Here is a 17,349-nt window from a genome sequence, read left to right as displayed (position 1 = left end):
TCCAGACTTTCGATTCGGACGTCCTCATTCCGGACGACGGTGTTCGCACGACAGCCGGGATGAACCCGGCGCAGAGCAACACTGAGGCCATCCCATCGGCGTCGAGCCCTCGACGTCCGGAAGGGCGACCCTCGAACGCCACGGCCCGCGGACCAACCGCAAGAACCCGAACGACAACCACCGCGGTTGTCTCGTGATCCGAATCCTCGGGAGCGCCGATCCGTACCGTCGCATCGAGGGGGCCCGGTGCGGCATAGTAGGGGCCGTCCCGATCTCCCTGACGGAGAATCGGGCACAGGGGGCGAACCATCCCGGATCGTCTAAGGGCAGGACAAATGGTTTTGGTCCATTGAATGAGGGTTCGAATCCTTCTCCGGGAGCCCACAGGTTCGGGTCCTGACCGTCCAGGTCAGGACCCGCACTCATGTCCGCCCCCCGGCCCCCCGGTATCCTTCGTGCGTCCACCACCCAAAGCCGAAGGGCATTCCCGTGAGCGCCAACCGCCCGGCAGCCGTCGTCGTCCTCGCAGCGGGTGAGGGCACCCGCATGAAGTCGAAGACCCCCAAGGTCCTGCACGAGATCGCCGGACGGTCGCTCGTCGGGCACGTCGTGTCCGCCGCCCGGGAGCTGGAGCCCGAGCACCTCGTCGTGGTCGTCGGGCACGCCCGCGAGCAGGTGAAGGGGCACCTGGAGGAGCACTACGCCGGGACCCGCACCGCCGTTCAGGAGGAGCAGAACGGCACCGGGCACGCGGTGCGGATGGCTCTGGAGGAGCTGGGCGCCGCGCCCGACGGGACCGTGGTCGTCGTCTGCGGCGACACTCCGCTGCTGTCCGGGGAGACCCTGAGGGCGCTGGCCGACACGCACGCCGCCGACGGGAACGCCGTGACCGTGCTGACGGCCGAGGTTCCGGACTCCACGGGGTACGGGCGGATCGTGCGGGACGCCGGCGGTGCGGTCACCGAGATCGTCGAGCACAAGGACGCCTCCGTCGAGCAGCTCGCGATCCGGGAGATCAACTCCGGTGTGTTCGCGTTCGACGGGAAGCTGCTGGCCGAGGCGATCGGGCAGCTGCGGACGGACAACAGCCAGGGTGAGGAGTACCTCACGGACGTGCTGTCGATCCTGCGTGGTGCCGGTCACCGGGTCGGTGCCTCCGTCGCCGGGGACCACCGCGAGATCCTGGGGATCAACAACCGCGTGCAGCTCGCGGAGGCCCGTGCCCTGCTGAACCGGCGGCTGCTGGAGCGGGCCATGATGGCCGGCGTCACGGTCGTGGATCCCGCTTCCGTCCTGGTGGACGTGACGGTGACCTTCGAGGCCGACGCGGTGATCCTGCCGGGGACGCAGCTGCACGGTGCGACGCACATCGCCGAGGACGCCGTGGTCGGACCGAACACGCGCCTGACGGACGTCACGGTGGGCAAGGGCGCCCGGGTGGACAACGCGGTGGCGTTCTCCGCGGTCGTCGGCGAGGGCGCCTCGGTGGGTCCGTTCGCGTACCTCCGTCCGGGGACGAACCTCGGGAAGAAGTCCAAGGCGGGTACGTACGTCGAGATGAAGAACGCGACGATCGGCGAGGGGACGAAGGTTCCGCACCTGTCGTACGTGGGTGACGCGACGATCGGCGAGTACTCGAACATCGGTGCCGCGAGCGTCTTCGTGAACTACGACGGCGAGGCGAAGCACCACACCACGATCGGCTCTCACTGCCGTACGGGTTCGGACAACATGTTTGTGGCTCCCATCACCATCGGGGACGGGGCCTACACCGCCGCGGGGTCCGTGATCACGAAGGACGTGCCGGCGGGTTCGCTCGCCGTGGCCCGGGGCCAGCAGCGGAATATCGAGGGTTGGGTGGCCCGGAAGCGTCCGGGGAGCGCTGCCGCGCAGGCCGCTCAGGCCGCCGCCGGGGAGTCCGCCGGCGAAAGCTGACCGGAAACAGGTGCGTCGAACTCGGCGTACCGTGATACGTGCACACAAATTCGGCTGGCACGCACATGCGCTCGACAGGCGCGGGATCGCGGCCAGAGAACACGTCTGAGGAGACAGTGCTGTGACCGGGATCAAGACGACCGGCGAGAAGAAGCTGATGCTCTTCTCCGGCCGCGCCCACCCCGAGCTGGCCGAGGAGGTCGCGCACCAGCTGGGCGTCGGTCTCGTTCCCACCAAGGCGTTCGACTTCGCCAACGGTGAGATCTACGTCCGCTTCCAGGAGTCGGCGCGCGGCGCGGACTGCTTCCTGATCCAGAGCCACACGGCTCCGATCAACAAGTGGATCATGGAGCAGCTGATCATGATCGATGCTCTGAAGCGGGCTTCCGCCCGGAGCATCACCGTGATCATCCCGTCGTACGGCTATGCCCGTCAGGACAAGAAGCACCGCGGCCGTGAGCCGATCTCGGCGCGTCTGGTGGCGGACCTGCTGAAGACGGCGGGTGCGGACCGGATCCTGACCGTGGACCTGCACACGGACCAGATCCAGGGCTTCTTCGACGGTCCGGTGGACCACCTGTCGGCGCTGCCGGTGCTCGCGGACTACGTGGGTGCGAAGGTCGACCGCTCCAAGCTGACGATCGTCTCTCCGGACGCGGGTCGTGTGCGGGTCGCCGACCGTTGGTGCGACCGTCTGGACGCGCCGCTCGCGATCGTGCACAAGCGCCGTGACAAGGACGTCGCCAACCAGGTCACCGTGCACGAGGTCGTGGGTGACGTGAAGGGCCGCGTCTGCGTCCTGGTGGACGACATGGTCGACACGGGCGGCACGATCTGCGCCGCGGCGGACGCGCTGTTCGCGCACGGTGCGGAGGACGTGATCGTGACGGCCACGCACGGCATCCTGTCGGGTCCGGCGGCGGACCGGCTGAAGAACTCGAAGGTGAGCGAGTTCGTGTTCACGGACACGCTGCCGGTGCCGGGTGCGCTGGAGCTGGACAAGATCACGGTGCTGTCGATCGCGCCGACGATCGCGCGTGCGGTGCGCGAGGTGTTCGAGGACGGTTCGGTGACGAGCCTCTTCGAGGAGCACTGAGCTCCACGCGTCCGCGTGAGGTCCGCGTGAGAAGGGCCGCTTCCTCCTGGTGGGGGAAGCGGCCCTTCCTCGTTCTCCCGGGGGTCCTCTCCGGGTTCTCTTCGGGTTGATCCATTTGGGCGGGTCGGGGGTGGCGGGTAGACTGCCGTAGTTGCTCGGCGAGGGAGGCCGGATCCGTGAGGGTCCCGGCGGTCCGTTATCGACGCGCTCTTCGTAGCAGGCCATCGCCAGTCGTGGCCGGGTGACCACCTTTTTCGTCACCTTCTACGAGGAGTGCACCATGTCCGAGGTCAAGCTCGCCGCTTCCGTCCGTACCGAGTTCGGCAAGGGCGCCGCCCGCGCGATCCGCCGTGACGCCAAGGTTCCCGCCGTCGTCTACGGTCACGGCTCGGACCCGATCCACGTCACCCTCCCGGCCCACGACCTCGGTCTCGCGCTGCGCACGCCGAACGTCCTGCTGGCCCTGGACATCGACGGCACCAACGAGCTGGCGATCCCGAAGGCCGTCCAGCGCGACGCCATCAAGGGCTTCCTGATCCACGTCGACCTGCTCCTCGTGAAGCGCGGCGAGAAGGTCACGGTCGAGATCCCGGTCCAGGCCGAGGGTGAGCTCGCCGCCGGTGGCAACCTGCTGGAGCACGTGCTCGGCACCCTGTCCGTCGAGGCCGAGGCCACCCACCTCCCCGAGTCCGTCACGGTCTCCGTGGAGGGCCTGGAGGCCGGTGCCTCCATCCTCGCGAAGGACATCACCCTTCCGAAGGGTGCGACCCTGGTGACCGACGCCGACGCCGTCGTCATCCAGGTCCTGGCCGCGCAGGCCGAGGAGCCGGCCGCCGAGACCGAGGCCGCCGAGGGCGCCGAGGCCTGAGCCGTAGGCTCTGTCTGACGTGACGGGGTGACGGGCCGTACGGGCCCGTCACCCCGTTTCTCTTGTACGGATACGAGGAGACCTGACGCACATGACGGACGACGCCCACGCCCCCTGGCTGATCGTCGGCCTCGGCAACCCGGGGCCCGAGTACGCGGCCAATCGGCACAACATCGGTTTCATGGTCGTGGACCTGCTCGCGGAGCGGATCCGCGGTTCGTTCAAGCGGGCGCAGAAGGCGCAGGCGCAGGTCGTGGAGGGCCGGATGGGGCCTGCGGGGCCTTCGAGCCGGCGGGTGATCCTGGCGAAGCCGATGTCGTACATGAACCTGTCGGGCGGTCCGGTGACGGCGCTGCGCGACTTCTACAAGGTGCCGACGGCGCACGTGGTGGCGGTCCACGACGAGCTGGACATCGACTACGGGGTGCTGCGGCTGAAGCTGGGCGGCGGGGACAACGGGCACAACGGTCTGAAGTCGATGACGAAGGCGATGGGCGCGGACTACCACCGGGTGCGGTGCGGGATCGGGCGTCCGCCGGGTCGGATGCAGGTGGCGGACTTCGTGCTGAAGGACTTCTCGTCGGCGGAGCGCAAGGACCTGGACTGGTTCGTGGACCGGGCGGCGGATTCGGTGGAGTGTCTGGTGGCGGAGGGTCTGGAGCGGGCCCAGTCGGCGTACAACGCGTAGGGCCTGGCGCCGGGACCGTACGACTGTACGATCGCGGGTCATGACGCACGTCCGTACCGCAGCCATGGCCCTGGTCGCCCTGCTCCTCGTCGTCGCGGGCGCCTGGGCCTCGTGGAACTCCGCCCAGCACGTCCTGCTCGCGAAGGGGCGCGAGCACGGGACGTTGACGGTGACCGCCTGCGCGGACGAGACGTGCAGCGGGCGTTACGTGCCGGAGGATCCGTCGTCGACGCGCCGGACGTTGTCGATCGCGCGTTCGGTGGCGGCGGAGAAGGGCGTGACGATCCCGGTGGTGGTGAAGCCGGGTACGGACGAGGGCGTGCGGACGGGCTGGGGCGGGGGGTTGCACGCCTGGCTGCCGTTGGGCGGGGCGCTGTTGCTGGCGGCGCCGTTGGTGGGCGGGGGGATGCGGTTGCCGCGGACGGCGTGGTCGTTGGCGGGGGTCGGCGGTGCGGTGCTGGTGGCGGCGTTCTTCGCGCTGTGACCCGTGCGGTCCCGGTGGTGGGGGCCGGTCGGTCGTGGACCGCCGGTTCAAGGGGGCGTGAGGGGGTGGATAGGCTGCCCCGGCCACCTCCCACGGCATCCTCATCCCACGGATGGACGACTGCACATGCGACGTTCCCTCATTCCCGCAGCCGCTCTCGTCGCGGCCACGGCGGGTTCTCTGTCCCTGGCTTCCGCCGCCTTCGCGTCGGACGGCTCCCACACGTACCCGCTGCACCAGCCGACGCCGATCGTCGCGGCGGACGCGCCGCACGACGGGGACTGCCCGACGATCCCGGCCGACAAGGACGGCTGGCACTTCGTCATCCCCGGCAAGGGCGTGGAGTTCACCAAGCTGACGGTGACGTTCGAGCCGGGTGGCGAGCAGGTCGTCACGGCCTTCGGTCCGCCGGACGCCAAGCACGCGTACGTGGCTTCCGCGCCGGGTGCGAAGCTGGTCTCGGCCGAGGCCGTGGTCGACGGCGTGATCAAGCAGGGCTGGTTCAACCTGTCCCACACCTGCGTGGCCACGTCCACGACCGGCGGCACGACCGGCGAGCAGACCACGGGCGGCTCCACGACCGGCGAGCAGACGACCGGGGGCTCGACCACGGGCGAGCAGACCACCGGAGGCTCCACGACCGGCGAGCAGACCACCGGCGGTTCGACCACCGGCGAGCAGACCACCGGAGGCTCCACGACCGGCGAGCAGACCACCGGCGGTTCGACCACCGGCGAGCAGACCACCGGAGGTTCTACCACCGGCGAGCAGACCACCGGAGGTTCCGCCACCGGTGAGACCACCGCCACGGGTGGCTCCGGCACGGGCGGGACCACCGCGACCGGCGGCTCCGGCACCGGTGGGACCTCCGCCAACGGCGGCTCCACCGCCGGTGGTTCGACGGCGGGTGAGGCCACCGGCGGCTCGGCCGCCGGTGGTTCGGGTGGGGGCGACCTCGCCGAGACCGGTTCCGGTGCCCCGGTCGGCGTCATCGCCGCCGCCGCGCTGGCCCTCGCGGCCGTCGGCGCGGTCCTGGTGACCCGCCGTCGCAAGGCCCAGCAGGGCTGAGGCCGTTCGTGACGGAGCCCCCGCCGGTTTCCCCGGCGGGGGCTCCGTCACGGAGGGCGGGGGCCGTCAGCCGGTGTTGCGGAGGCCCGCCGCCACGCCGTTGACGGTGAGGAGCAGGGCCCGTGCGAGCAGCGGGTCCGGGTCCTGGCCGCTTTCGGCGTCCGCGCGCTGGCGGGCGAGGAGGGCGACCTGGAGGTAGGAGATCGGGTCCAGGTAGGCGTCGCGGATGGCGAAGGTCTGCTGGAGGACCGGGTTGGAGTCGAGGAGCCGCTCGCCGCCGGTGACCTTGAGGACCTCGGCGACGGTCAGCGCGTGTTCGGCCTCGATGGTCTCGAAGACGTGCTTGAGGTGGTCGGGGACGAGGGTGTCGACGTAGTGGCGGGCGATGCGCAGGTCGGTCTTGGCGAGCGTCATCTCCACGTTGGAGAGGAAGTTGCGGAAGAAGCCCCAGCGTTCGTGCATCTCGCCGAGGACGGCGTCGAGGCCGGCCTCGCGCAGGGCCTTGAGGCCGGAGCCGACGCCGAACCAGCCGGGGACGATCTGGCGGGACTGGGTCCAGCCGAAGACCCACGGGATGGCCCGGAGTCCGTCGAGCGAGACGCCGGAGCCGGGGCGGCGGGAGGGCCGGGAGCCCAGGTGCAGGTCGGCGAGCTGGTCCACCGGTGTCGACGCGAGGAAGTACGTCGGCAGGTCGGGGTCCTCGACGAGGCGGCGGTAGGCGGCGTGGGCGGCGTCGGAGACGACGTCCATGGCCGCGTCCCAGCGGGCGAGGGCCTCGTCGGACTGGCGCGGGGCGGTGTGCAGGGCGGAGGCCTGGAGGGTGGCGGCGACCGTCAGCTCCAGGTTCTCCCTGGCCAGGGAGGGGATGAGGTACTTGTCGGAGATGACCTCGCCCTGTTCGGTCACCTTGATCTCGCCCTCCAGGGTGCCCCAGGGCTGGGCGAGGATCGCGTCGTGCGAGGGGCCGCCACCGCGGCCGACGGTGCCGCCGCGGCCGTGGAAGAGGCGGAGGCGGACGCCGTAGCGGTGGGCGACGTCGCGGAGGCGGCGCTGGGCGCGGTGGATCTCCCACTGGCTGGTGGTGATGCCGCCGAACTTGGAGGAGTCGGAGTAGCCGAGCATGACCTCCTGGACGTCGCCGCGGAGCGAGACGAGGCGGCGGTAGGAGGGGTCGGCGAGCATGTCGTCGAGGATGACGTCGGCGGCCTTGAGCTCGTCGGTGGTCTCCAGGAGCGGCACGATGCCGATCTTGGCCCAGCCGGCGTGGAGGTCGACGAGGCCGGCCTCGCGGGCGAGGACGGCGGCGGCGAAGACGTCGTCGGCGCCCTGGCACATGGAGATGATGTAGGACTCGATGACCTCGGGGCCGAAGCGCTCGAAGGCCTCCTTGACGGTGTGGAAGACGCCGAGGGTCTTCTCGCCGGCGGCGTCCAGCGGGGCCGGGGTGGGGGCGAGCGGGCGGCGGGAGCGCAGCTCCTTGGCGAGCAGCTTCTGCCGGTAGTCGCGGGGCATGTCCGCGTACCGCCAGGACTCCTCGCCGAGGCGGTCGAAGAGCTGGCCGAGGGCGTGGTGGTGGGCTTCGGCGTGCTCGCGGACGTCCATGGTGGCGAGCTGGAGGCCGAAGGCGGAGAGGGTGCGGATGACCCGGTCCATGCGGCCGTCGGCGAAGAGTGCGCCGCGGTGCTCGCGCAGGGAGGTCTGGATCAGGGTGAGGTCGCGGATGAGGTCGGCGGTGCCGAGGTAGTCGCGGCCGTCCTGGTGGGGGGTGCCGTGGGCGAGGCGCTCGCGGGTGTTGACGAGCTTCTGCCGGATGCAGGTGGCCTTGAGCCGGTAGGGCTCCTCGGCGTTGAGGCGCTTGTAGCGGGGGCTGATCTCCGGGAGGAGGTCCAGGTCGCGCTGGAGGGAGTCCAGGAGTTCCTGGGTGGCTCCGGTGTAGCGGATGGAGTTGGAGAGGAGCCCGCGGAGGAAGTCGATGAGTTCGAGGGCGTCGGTGATGCCGTGCTCGTGCTGGAGGATCAGGACGTCCCAGGTCACCTGGGGGGTGACGTTGGGGTTGCCGTCGCGGTCGCCGCCGATCCAGGTGCCGAAGGTGAGGGGGCGGGTGCCGGAGGGCAGTTCGACGCCGACGCGTTCCAGTTCGGCGGCGAGGTCCTCCAGGACGTCGCCGACGGCGTTCGCGTGCAGCTCGTCGAGGTAGTAGATGGCGTTGCGGGCCTCGTCGGCGGGCTCGGGTCGGACGACCCGGAGCTCGTCGGTCTGCCAGATGAGGTCGATGTTCTCGGCGAGGCGGAGGTCGGTGCGGCGGCGGTCGCCCTGGGCGACCGGGGTCTCCAGGAGGGCGGCGATCCGGCGGAGCTTGTTGAGGACGGAGCGGCGGGCGGCTTCGGTGGGGTGTGCGGTGAAGACGGGCCGGACGTTGAGGTTCTTGACCGTCTCGCGGACGTGCTCGGGGTCGCCGTCCTTGAGCATGTCGACGGTGCGGGCGAGGAGGCCGCCCTCGGCGGCGCGCTTCTCGCGCAGCTCGCGGCCGCGGTGGACCTGCTCGGTGACGTTCGCGAGGTGGAAGTAGGTGGAGAAGGCGCGCACGAGCTTGGCGGCCGTCTCGAGTTCGACGCCCCGGAGCAGCTCGGCGGCGGCCTCGCCGTCCTCGCGGGTGAGGCGGCGGACCTTCTCGACGAGGTCGAGGAGTTCGTGGCCCTCTTGGCGTACGAGGGTCTCGCCGAGGAGGTCGCCCAGTCGGCGGATGTCGGCGCGCAGCTCGGTGCTGGCGGCGGGGGTCTGGTCGGCACTGCTCACAGGTGCGGCTCCTTGCAGTGTTTGAGCACGTCTGGAGGGGGTCTGGAGGCTTGCGGACCGCGCTGTCCGACGTCCCCAGGATAGGTGTCCACATGGTGGGCGGCGGGCAGGGGCCTCTTGTGCCCTCTTGCCGCGCGCCACGGCGCTGCCATACTTACGACGCCGTAGGTTACGGAGGCGTAGCCACGGATTCGTCCTTCGACGCGTTTACCCCTTCCCCTCACCCCCAGGGACACCCATGACCATGAGCCCCGAGATGACGTCGGCGTCCGAGGCGCCGGACGCCGAGGCGCTGCCTTCCGCCACGCTGGGCGGGGACAGCAAGCGTTCGATCGAGCAGATCACCCTGTTGCTGTTCATCACGGTGCCGTTCCTGGCGCTGCTCGCCGCGGTGCCGTTGGCCTGGGGCTGGGGGGTGAGCTGGCTGGACCTGGGGCTGATGGTGGCGATGTACTACATCGGCTGCCACGGGATCACGATCGGTTTCCACCGGTACTTCACGCACGGTTCCTTCAAGGCGAAGCGGCCGCTGCGGATCGCGCTGGCGGTCATGGGTTCGCTGGCCGTGGAGGGGCCGCTGGTGCGCTGGGTGGCGGACCACCGCAAGCACCACAAGTTCTCGGACGCGGAGGGTGACCCGCACTCGCCGTGGCGGTTCGGGGAGACGGTTCCGGCGCTGATGAAGGGCCTGTGGTGGGCGCACATCGGCTGGATGTTCGACGAGGAGCAGACGCCGCAGCACAAGTACGCCCCCGATCTGATCAAGGATCCGGCGATCCGGGCGATCTCGCGCCAGTTCGTGCTGTGGACGGTCGTGTCGCTGGCGATCCCGCCGCTGGTGGGCGGTCTGGTGACGATGTCGTGGTGGGGCGCGTTCACGGCGTTCTTCTGGGGTTCGCTGGTGCGGGTGGCGCTGCTGCACCACGTGACGTGGTCGATCAACTCGATCTGTCACGCGGTGGGCAAGCGGCCGTTCAAGTCGCGTGACCGGTCGGGCAACGTGTGGTGGCTGGCGGTGCTGTCCTGCGGCGAGTCCTGGCACAACCTGCACCACGCGGACCCGACGTCGGCCCGGCACGGGGTGCTGCGCGGGCAGCTCGACTCCAGTGCGCGGCTGATCCGCTGGTTCGAGCAGCTGGGCTGGGCGACCGATGTGCGCTGGCCGGCGAAGTCCCGCATCGAAGCCCGCCGCCAGAGCGCGTCCGCAGACGCGGCATGATGGAAGACGTGGCGATCGAGGGCAGGACCGGCGGTACGGGCGGCAGCGGCGGAGAGCAGAAGCCCCGGCGTGGGCGCCGGGTGCGGATGACGGGCGCGGAGCGCCGGGAGCAGCTGCTCGACATCGGTCGCACGCTCTTCGCGGAGAAGGGCTTCGAGGGCACGTCGGTGGAGGAGATCGCGGCGAAGGCAGGGGTCTCCAAGCCGGTGGTGTATGAGCACTTCGGGGGGAAGGAGGGGCTGTACGCGGTCGTGGTCGACCGGGAGATGCGGCAGCTCCTGGACGGGGTGACGGGGGCGCTGACGGCGGGGCATCCGCGGGAGCTCCTGGAGCAGGCGGCGTTCGCGCTGCTCGACTACATCGAGAACTACACGGACGGTTTCCGGATCCTCGTGCGGGATTCGCCGGTGGCGCAGTCGACGGGCACGTTCGCGTCGCTGATCAGTGACATCGCCACGCAGGTGGAGGACATCCTGGGCCTGGAGTTCAAGGCGCGGGGGTTCGACCCGAAGCTGGCGCCGCTGTACGCGCAGGCGCTGGTGGGCATGGTGGCGCTGACCGGCCAGTGGTGGCTGGACGTGCGCAAGCCGCGGAAGGCCGAGGTGGCCGCGCATCTGGTGAACCTGGCGTGGCACGGCCTGGACGGCATGGAGCAGAAGCCGCGGCTGATAGGTCACCGCAAGAGCTGAGGGCGGCCCGGGCCTGAGGGCGGCCCGGGCCTGAGGGCGGCCCGGGCCGGACGGGACGCCTGTTCCCGGACCGGACGCGACGGGGCCCGGGGCCGGACGCGACGGGGGTCCGCGTGCCGGACGCGACGGGCCCCGTGCCGGACCGGCCGGATGAGCTGACGGACTGTGGAAACCGGGTGGACTCCCCACTTTCGCCCAGGAGTACACTCACCCCCACATCCGGGGGGGTGTTCGCCCTCCGTGCGTGCCCAGGGCCGTGCGGAGGCGCCGCGGATCCCTCTTTCCGGTCCTTGGTTCTCACGTTCCCCAGGGGGGGATCCTTTGCGTTCCGCATTCTCCGGGCGTGCTCGTCGTGTCACCACCTGCACCGCGCTCGCCCTGTCCGCCGGCATGCTGCTGGCGTCGCCCGCCGTCGCCGGCCCCGCGGTCCGGCCGCCGCGGCCGGTCGTGGAGCAGCCGCAGATCGCCGACACGACGACGCCGAAGCTGGACATGTCGCAGCCGGCCGTCGGGGCGGGCGCGGTCCGTGCCGCCGGTGCGACGGCCGTCGTGCCGGCCCGTTTCGACGTGGACGGCGACGGCAGGACCGATCTGATCCACCGCAAGCAGGACGGCCGGACGTACGTCGCGCCGACCGCCACGGCGGAGGCCACCAAGTTCACGCCCGACAACTCGCTGCTCAGCCACAACCTCGACCTCGTGCCGCTCGGGGACCAGGACGGCACGGGCAAGCCCGAGGTGCTCGCGGTCTCCCGGAACGGCGTGCTCCGGCTGTACGCGGAGGCCACCGCGACCTCCGGCACGCTCACCTGGTCGGGCAACGGCTGGAACGTCTACAACAAGGTGTTCTCGCCGGGTGACGTCGACGGTGACGGCAGGGCCGACCTGCTGGCCCGCCGGCCCGACGGCGAGCTCTTCTCCTACCGGGCGACCGGCGTGCCGACGGCGCCCTTCGCCGGCCCCGTGAGGGTCGGCGCCGGCTGGGGCGGCTACGACCAGCTCGTGGGCGTCGGTGACAACAGCGGCGACGGCCTCGGTGACGTCGTGGCCCGCACCACGGACGGCCGGCTGTACTTCTACGGCAGCACCGGCGACCCGGCGGCGCCGTTCAAGCCGCGCAAGGAGCTCGGCCAGGGCTGGAACGCGTACAACCAGATCGTCGCCCCCGACGACCGGAACGGCGACGGCAGGGCCGACCTGCTCGCCCGTGACCAGGACGGTGCGCTCTGGGCCTACAGCGGTCTCGGCGACGGCTCGTACTCGGCGCGGCTGAAGCTCTCCGGCAGCTGGCTCAGCGTGGACCAGTTCGCCGGGGCGGGCAACGTCCCCGCCGCCGGCAAGAGCGGGTTCCTCGGGCGCGACAAGGCCGGGACGCTCTTCTGGTACGGCGACCAGAACAACGGCAAACTCACCGCACGCACGGCGTGGAGCACCACCGGCGGCTACGCCGGCGCGAGCCTCTCGTACGTCTCCGCCCTGGACGAGGGCTCGTTCGCCGACCTCCTGGAGGTCTACCGGGGTCACCTCCTCAACGCCGACCGTGACCTCGGCGGCGGCTGGCAGATCTACAACCTGCTCGTCGGCCCCGGCGACCTGAGCGGTGACGGCAAGGGCGACCTGCTGGCCCGTGACACCTCCGGCGTCCTGTGGCTGTACCGGGGCAACGGGGCGGGCACGGGCTTCGCCTCCCGGATCAAGGTCGGCGCGGGCTGGGGCGCGTACAACCGGATCATCGGCGCGGGCGACTTCTCGGGTGACGGGCGTGCGGACGTCCTGGTCCGTGACGGTGCGGGCACCCTCTCCCTGTACAAGGGGACGGGTTCGGCGACCGCGCCGTTCGCCGGGCGCGTGAAGATCGGCACGGGCTGGGGCGCGTACACCAAGCTGGCGGTGCCGGGCGACCTGAACGGCGACGGCAAGGCCGACCTGCTCGCGGTGGACGCGGCGGGCACCCTGTACCGGTACCTGGGCACGGGCAAGGGCACCAGCGCCGCCCTCGGCCTCCGGGCCGCGATCGGCTCCGGCTACCAGACGTACACCGACCTGTACTGACGCGGCCCCGGGCGCCCCGCACCGGAGGTCCGGTGCGGGGCGCCCGCGCGTGCGGCGGGGGCGTGAGTAGACTCCTGTTCCCATACCCGGGGGGTGTTCCCGTCCTCGGACGAAGCCGTCGCCACGTGCCCGCGGGCACGCGCCGACGCCGTCCGAATCCGTGCGAGCCCCTGTCCGGTTCCGTCGACCTCTGGTCCCTGGGGGGATCCCTTGCGCTTCCCGCATTCCACGCGTGCGCGTCGTGTCGCCACCTGCACCGCGCTCGTCCTCTCCGCCGGCATGCTCCTCGCGGGCCCGGCCTCCGCCTCCCCCGGCACTCCGGCGCCGCGTCCGGCCGTCGAGAAGCCGGCGGCCGACTTCACCCCGCCGTCGCCGACCCGACCGGGGTTCGACCCGGCCCGCGCGGGCGCCGCGGCGGCCACCGGCGTCGGCGCCTCTCCCCAGCTGTCGGACTTCGACGGCGACGGCAGCGGCGACTTCATCTACCTCGGCTGGGACGGCAACGTCTACACCGCCCCGACCTCGGTCGAGGGCGGCCAGTTCGGGTCCTTCGCGGCGCAGCCCCCGAAGGACGTCGTCCCGATCGGCAACCAGGACGGGAACGCCAGCGGTCCCGAGGTCCTGACGCTGTCGCGGACGGGCACGCTCAGCCTGTACGCGGACGCCACGCCCTCGGGCGGTTCGCGGGTCTGGCAGGGCAACGGCTGGGGCATCTACAACAAGCTCGTCGCGCCCGGGGACGTGAACGACGACGGTCGCGCGGACCTGGTCGCCCGCGACCAGGACGGCACCCTGTGGCTGTACTACGCGACCGGCAGGCGCACCGCGCCGTTCTCCGCGCGGGTGAGGCTCGGCAGCGGCTGGAACGCGTACGACCAGCTCGTCGGCATCGGCGACGACAACGGCGACGGCTGGGCGGACCTGATCGCCCGCGACTCCTCCGGGACCCTGTGGTTCTACGCCGGTACGGGCGACAAGGCCGGGCCCTTCGCCACCCGCAGGTCCATCGGCGGCGGTTGGGGCGCCTACAACCAGATCTTCGCCGTCGGCGACGACAACGGCGACGGCAACGGCGAGCTGATCGCCCGCGACCTCAAGGGCACGCTCTGGTACTACACCGGCAAGGGCGACGGCACCCTCGACGCCCGCGTGCGGATCAGCGACCCGGGCGGCTGGGCCGGCGTCCCGCAGTTCGGCGGGGCGGGCAACAACCCGGTCATGGGCGGCAAGGCGGGCGCCTACGCCCGGGACAGGGCCGGGACGCTCTTCTGGTACGGCGCCACGACCGGCGGCAAGCTCGCTCCCCGCGACCAGGTCGGCGACGCGGGCGACTGGGCGGGGGCGAACTTCACGCACCTGTCCTCGATGGACGCGGACGCCTGGTCGGACCTGTCGTACGTCGACCGGGGCGTCCTGTTCGTCTCGGGCAACAGGATCGGCAGCGGCTGGGGCGCCTACAACGCGCTCGTCGGCCCCGGCGACCTGTCCGGCGACGGCAAGGGCGACCTGCTGGCCCGTGACGCCTCCGGCGTCCTGTGGCTGTACAAGGGCGACGGCTCGGGCACGGCCCTCGCCTCGCGCATCAAGGTCGGCACCGGCTGGGGCGCGTACAACAAGCTCGTGGGCGCGGGCGACTACACCGGCGACGGCCGCACGGACCTGCTGGCCCGCACCCCGGGCGGCGACCTGTACCTGTACCCGGGCACCGGCAACCCCCTCGCGCCGTTCAAGGCCCGCCAGAACATCGGCGGCGGCTGGAACGCGTACTCCAAGCTGGTCGCCCCCGGCGACCTCAACGCCGACGGCAAGGCCGACCTCCTCGGCATCACCTCCGGCGGCGTCCTCTACGGCTACCTGAACACCGCTCCGGGCACGTTCGCCCCGCGGGCCGACCTCGGCTCGGGCTGGAGCGTCTACGACAACGTGTCCTGACGCCCCGGGACGTGAAAGGGCGCCCCGCACCGGACCTCCGGTGCGGGGCGCCCGTGCGTTCACCCCTTCTTGCGGGCGACGGCGAAGATGCGGCGGAAGGGGAAGACCGTGCCGTGCGGGCCGGGCGGGTAGGCCTCGCGCAGGAGCCGGCGGTACTGGGCGAGGAAGGCGTCGACCGCCTCCCGGTCGTCGCCCAGGGCGGTGAGGACGGGCCGCAGCGCGGTGCCCTTGACCCAGTCCAGGACGGGGTCCTCCCCCTGGAGCAGCTGGCAGTACGTGGTCTCCCAGACGTCCGTCTCGCAGCCGAGGTCGGTGAGGCGGGTGAGGTAGTCGGCGGTGTCGAGGACGTGGACGTAGCGGCGGCCCTGGTCGCCGAGGCGGGACCGCCACTCGGGGGTCTCGCAGAGCTCGCCGAGCAGGGCGTGGCTGGGCGAGCCGAAGTTGCCGGGGACCTGGAAGGCCAGGGTGCCGCCGGGGCGGAGGCCGTCGATCCAGGCGGCGAAGGACTCGGGGTGGTTGGGCACCCACTGGAGGGCGGCGTTGGAGACGATCAGGTCGTGGGGCTCGTCGGGGGTCCAGTGGGCGGCGTCGGCGGGCCGGAAGTCGAGCCAGCCGCCGCCCCGGGTGGTGCCCGCCCAGTCCTTCTCGGCGCGTTCCAGCATGTCGGGCGAGAGGTCGAACCCGGTGATGTGGGCGTCGGTCCACCGGTCGGCGAGGAGGACCGTCACGTTGCCGGGTCCGCAGCCGAGGTCGGCGATGCGGGCGGGTCGTCGCCGGGCGGGCAGCTGCGGTATTCGGGCGAGGAGATCGAGGAACGGGCGGGTGCGGTGGCCGGAGTGTCGGAGGTACTGCTGTGGATCCCAGGTCGGTGCGGCGGTGTCCACGGAATGCATGTTCGAAGCCCCCTTGCTGGCACGTGTTGCCGAAGCGGAACGGAGTTCCGGCGGGGTCCCTTCCCCATAGTCCAGGAAAATATATCTTGATTCCAAGATACTCGATGTCGAGAAACTCGAATACAAGAGACTTTATGTCAACAGACCCTCTACACTGATCGTCATGGAGGACGAGGTCGACCGACTGGTCGCAGCATGGCGCCGTGAGCGCCCCGACCTCGACGTGGAACCGCTCGAGGTGCTCAGCCGCGTCTCGCGGCTCGCCCGCCACCTCGACCGCGCCCGTCGGCTCGCCTTCTCCGAGCACCAGCTGGAGCCCTGGGAGTTCGACGTCCTGACCTCCCTGCGCCGTGCCGGAGCGCCGTACCAGCTCTCCCCCGGCCAGCTCCTCACCCAGACCCTGGTCACCTCCGGCACCATGACCAACCGCATCGACCGGCTCGCCAAGAAGGGCCTCGTCGAGCGGCTCCCCGACCCCAGCGACCGGCGCGGGGTCCTGGTCCGGCTCACCCCCGAGGGCCGCGACCGCGCCGACGAGGCGCTCGCCGGGCTCCTCGCGCAGGAACGCGCCATCCTGGCCCAGCTCTCCCGCGGCCAGCGCGGCGAGCTGGCCGCACTGCTACGCCGGCTGACCGCCCCGTTCGACAACATCCCCGGGTAGCGCCGGCTCCGCGGGGCCCACGCCCGCCCGGCGGGCCAGCGCCACCGCCGCGAGCGTCGAGTGCACGCCCAGTTTCCCGAGCACGTTCTGCATGTGCGTCCGGACGGTGTGCGGGGAGAGGAAGAGGCGCTCGGCGACCGCCTTGCGGCCCAGGCCCGCGACCATGCAGCGCAGCACCTCCCGCTCGCGCGGGGTCAGCGACTCCACCAGCCGCTCGCTGTCCGTCCGGTGCCTGCGGGCCTCCGTCAGCTCCCGCAGGACGCCCGTGAGCAGCGCGGGCGGCAGATGCGTCTCGTCCCGCAGCACGCCCCGGACCACCGCGAGCAGCCGCTGCAGCGAGCAGTCCTTCGCGACCCAGCCGGAGGCCCCGGCCTGGAGCGCGAGCGCGGCTCGGCGCGGATCGTCCTTCTCCGCGAGGACGATCGTGCGGAGCGCGGGCTGCATCCGCCGTACGCCCGTGACCAGCGAGATCCCGTCCACGGCGCTCCCGGCGTCGTCGGTCGCCGGGCGTGCCGCGGCCGCTCCGGCGGGGCCCGCGCCCAGCTCGGCGTCGACGAGCAGCACGTCGAACCGGCGGCCCTCCGCCGCGCCGCGCTCCAGACAGCGCAGGGCCGCCGGGCCGCTGCCGGCGGCGGCGACGTCGACGTCGGGCTCCGCCGCGAGGGCGGCGGCCAGCGATTCGGCGAAGATGCGGTGGTCGTCCACCACCAGGACGCGGATGCGTGCCACGGACACTCCCATAGTGTCGAGGAACGGACCGACGCGGGTACGGCGCCGGAGGCGGGTCCGTCAAGGACACGGCCGCCGCCGTGCGTTGACCGTCACCCGCTCCTGACGCCGTACCCGACGGGTCTCGCCCCCTGAGCGGCACCGGCCCCCACCGGCGCTGCCCCTCAGAGTAGGGGCGGGGCGCCGCGGCGGGGGCCGATTCGCGGAACTGTCCGAAGCAGTCCGGGTGTGTGCGGTGA

At 71.6% G+C, this 17,349-nt stretch carries 13 protein-coding genes, 1 tRNA gene and 1 pseudogene; 12 read left to right on the top strand and 3 right to left on the bottom strand.

Features of this window, described 5'->3' with window-relative positions:
• Positions 1 to 309 precede the first annotated feature (309 nt).
• From ACZ66Z_RS16950 to ACZ66Z_RS16920, 7 genes are all read left to right on the top strand, one after another.
• A tRNA-Gln gene (locus ACZ66Z_RS16950) sits at positions 310 to 380 on the top strand.
• Positions 381 to 489: 109 nt separating this feature from the next.
• Positions 490 to 1,935 (top strand): bifunctional UDP-N-acetylglucosamine diphosphorylase/glucosamine-1-phosphate N-acetyltransferase GlmU, encoded by a 1,446-nt coding sequence (gene glmU / locus ACZ66Z_RS16945; RefSeq protein ID WP_469934741.1) that lies wholly within the window; start codon positions 490 to 492, stop codon positions 1,933 to 1,935.
• A gap of 121 nt (positions 1,936 to 2,056) precedes the next feature.
• Positions 2,057 to 3,031, top strand: coding sequence for a ribose-phosphate diphosphokinase (locus ACZ66Z_RS16940; RefSeq protein ID WP_015034148.1), 975 nt, complete (start codon positions 2,057 to 2,059; stop codon positions 3,029 to 3,031).
• 280 nt (positions 3,032 to 3,311) lie between these two features.
• Positions 3,312 to 3,899 (top strand): 50S ribosomal protein L25/general stress protein Ctc, encoded by a 588-nt coding sequence (locus ACZ66Z_RS16935; protein ID WP_469934740.1) that lies wholly within the window; start codon positions 3,312 to 3,314, stop codon positions 3,897 to 3,899.
• Between the two features lie 91 nt (positions 3,900 to 3,990).
• Positions 3,991 to 4,587, top strand: a complete 597-nt coding sequence (gene pth / locus ACZ66Z_RS16930; RefSeq protein WP_469934739.1) for an aminoacyl-tRNA hydrolase — start codon at positions 3,991 to 3,993, stop codon at positions 4,585 to 4,587.
• Positions 4,588 to 4,627: 40 nt separating this feature from the next.
• Complete coding sequence (locus ACZ66Z_RS16925; protein ID WP_469934738.1) at positions 4,628 to 5,071, top strand: hypothetical protein; 444 nt, start codon at positions 4,628 to 4,630, stop codon at positions 5,069 to 5,071.
• A 126-nt stretch (positions 5,072 to 5,197) separates the two neighbouring features.
• Positions 5,198 to 6,139, top strand: coding sequence for an LPXTG cell wall anchor domain-containing protein (locus ACZ66Z_RS16920; protein ID WP_469934737.1), 942 nt, complete (start codon positions 5,198 to 5,200; stop codon positions 6,137 to 6,139).
• A 66-nt stretch (positions 6,140 to 6,205) separates the two neighbouring features.
• On the opposite strand, the gene ppc is transcribed toward ACZ66Z_RS16920, so the two are convergent.
• Positions 6,206 to 8,935, bottom strand: a complete 2,730-nt coding sequence (ppc, locus tag ACZ66Z_RS16915; RefSeq protein WP_469934736.1) for a phosphoenolpyruvate carboxylase — start codon at positions 8,933 to 8,935, stop codon at positions 6,206 to 6,208.
• 238 nt (positions 8,936 to 9,173) lie between these two features.
• On the opposite strand from ppc, the gene ACZ66Z_RS16910 reads away from it, so the two are divergent.
• The 4 genes and pseudogenes from ACZ66Z_RS16910 to ACZ66Z_RS16895 all read left to right on the top strand — a co-directional run.
• Positions 9,174 to 10,154 (top strand): acyl-CoA desaturase, encoded by a 981-nt coding sequence (locus tag ACZ66Z_RS16910; protein ID WP_469934735.1) that lies wholly within the window; start codon positions 9,174 to 9,176, stop codon positions 10,152 to 10,154.
• Positions 10,154 to 10,843 carry a TetR family transcriptional regulator gene (locus ACZ66Z_RS16905; protein ID WP_469934845.1) on the top strand — a complete coding sequence of 230 codons (690 nt, stop codon included), beginning with the start codon at positions 10,154 to 10,156 and terminating at the stop codon, positions 10,841 to 10,843. Before ACZ66Z_RS16910 ends, ACZ66Z_RS16905 begins: the two co-directional genes overlap by 1 nt.
• Before the next feature lie 321 nt (positions 10,844 to 11,164).
• On the top strand, positions 11,165 to 12,895 hold the full coding sequence (locus tag ACZ66Z_RS16900; protein ID WP_469934734.1) for an FG-GAP-like repeat-containing protein: 1,731 nt from the start codon (positions 11,165 to 11,167) through the stop codon (positions 12,893 to 12,895).
• A gap of 279 nt (positions 12,896 to 13,174) precedes the next feature.
• Positions 13,175 to 14,656, top strand: a pseudogene (locus tag ACZ66Z_RS16895) (FG-GAP repeat domain-containing protein); the annotation flags it as partial.
• Positions 14,657 to 14,886: 230 nt separating this feature from the next.
• Here ACZ66Z_RS16895 and ACZ66Z_RS16890 read toward each other — a convergent pair.
• Positions 14,887 to 15,720, bottom strand: coding sequence for a trans-aconitate 2-methyltransferase (locus ACZ66Z_RS16890; RefSeq protein ID WP_469934733.1), 834 nt, complete (start codon positions 15,718 to 15,720; stop codon positions 14,887 to 14,889).
• A gap of 163 nt (positions 15,721 to 15,883) precedes the next feature.
• On the opposite strand from ACZ66Z_RS16890, the gene ACZ66Z_RS16885 reads away from it, so the two are divergent.
• Positions 15,884 to 16,381, top strand: a complete 498-nt coding sequence (locus ACZ66Z_RS16885) for a MarR family winged helix-turn-helix transcriptional regulator (protein WP_469934732.1) — start codon at positions 15,884 to 15,886, stop codon at positions 16,379 to 16,381.
• Here the strand turns inward: ACZ66Z_RS16885 and ACZ66Z_RS16880 are convergent.
• Positions 16,340 to 17,122, bottom strand: coding sequence for a LuxR C-terminal-related transcriptional regulator (locus ACZ66Z_RS16880; RefSeq protein WP_469934731.1), 783 nt, complete (start codon positions 17,120 to 17,122; stop codon positions 16,340 to 16,342). The two genes, ACZ66Z_RS16885 and ACZ66Z_RS16880, sit on opposite strands and share 42 nt — an antisense overlap.
• Positions 17,123 to 17,349: the final 227 nt, after the last annotated feature.

The organism is Streptomyces sp. NPDC107498, assembly GCF_055582805.1.
Note: the sequence above shows the minus strand (reverse complement) of the source record. Positions and strands in the feature narration are given on the sequence as shown.

Bases quoted from the DNA above. Each gene is read 5' to 3' on its own strand.
- ACZ66Z_RS16920 (WP_469934737.1), top strand. From the start codon at position 5,198: ATGCGACGTTCCCTCATTCCCGCAGCCGCTCTCGTCGCGGCCACGGCG.
- ACZ66Z_RS16880 (WP_469934731.1), bottom strand. From the start codon at position 17,122: ATGGGAGTGTCCGTGGCACGCATCCGCGTCCTGGTGGTGGACGACCAC.
- ACZ66Z_RS16890 (WP_469934733.1), bottom strand. From the start codon at position 15,720: ATGCATTCCGTGGACACCGCCGCACCGACCTGGGATCCACAGCAGTAC.
- ACZ66Z_RS16910 (WP_469934735.1), top strand. From the start codon at position 9,174: ATGACCATGAGCCCCGAGATGACGTCGGCGTCCGAGGCGCCGGACGCC.
- ACZ66Z_RS16885 (WP_469934732.1), top strand. From the start codon at position 15,884: ATGGAGGACGAGGTCGACCGACTGGTCGCAGCATGGCGCCGTGAGCGC.
- ACZ66Z_RS16905 (WP_469934845.1), top strand. From the start codon at position 10,154: ATGGAAGACGTGGCGATCGAGGGCAGGACCGGCGGTACGGGCGGCAGC.
- ACZ66Z_RS16925 (WP_469934738.1), top strand. From the start codon at position 4,628: ATGACGCACGTCCGTACCGCAGCCATGGCCCTGGTCGCCCTGCTCCTC.
- pth (WP_469934739.1), top strand. From the start codon at position 3,991: ATGACGGACGACGCCCACGCCCCCTGGCTGATCGTCGGCCTCGGCAAC.
- ACZ66Z_RS16935 (WP_469934740.1), top strand. From the start codon at position 3,312: ATGTCCGAGGTCAAGCTCGCCGCTTCCGTCCGTACCGAGTTCGGCAAG.